This window comes from Psychroflexus maritimus, from assembly GCF_011089875.1.
GTDB classification, from domain to species: domain Bacteria; phylum Bacteroidota; class Bacteroidia; order Flavobacteriales; family Flavobacteriaceae; genus Psychroflexus; species Psychroflexus maritimus.
This window is the reverse complement of the sequence record NZ_JAANAS010000090.1, coordinates 1-421: the sequence shown is the minus strand read 5'-3', so window position 1 is coordinate 421 and position 421 is coordinate 1. Positions and strand designations below refer to the sequence as shown.

Annotated in this window: 1 pseudogene; it reads right to left on the bottom strand. The window is 40.6% G+C overall.

Annotated features, from left to right (window positions below):
- A pseudogene (locus tag G7034_RS10330) lies at positions 1-421 on the bottom strand (hypothetical protein); the annotation flags it as partial.

The following is a 421-nucleotide window of genomic DNA, read 5'->3' as shown; positions in this document are numbered from 1 at the left end:
CTACGTCTTTAGCTGGGTTAGGGTAGAGGCTAAATAATTTATTGTCCTCATCTTCCACACCCATGGTTTCTGTATCAAATTTCAAGGAAAATCGCTGACTATCTTGCGATTCCGCCACATTGGCATCTACACTAAAGTGATACGCTTCGCCGTCTTCTAACAGAGTTTCCGTGCCTAAATACGCATCGACTAAATAAACTGCTGTTGTTCCAAAATTGTTTAAGTTAGCCACAAAGCTGTAGTCTTGATTTCGCCAGTTGTTGGTGAACAGCGGAATCACCTCATCATTTTCAGGGAAGTTTCTTCGCTGAATAGTAAACAAGCTATTTTCATTGACTGAAGCTAGGTTTTCATCGATATTCCCCATTTTAGCAATATCTGCTGCATCTACCTCAGTAATTCCATCAGTAGCAAAACGCAA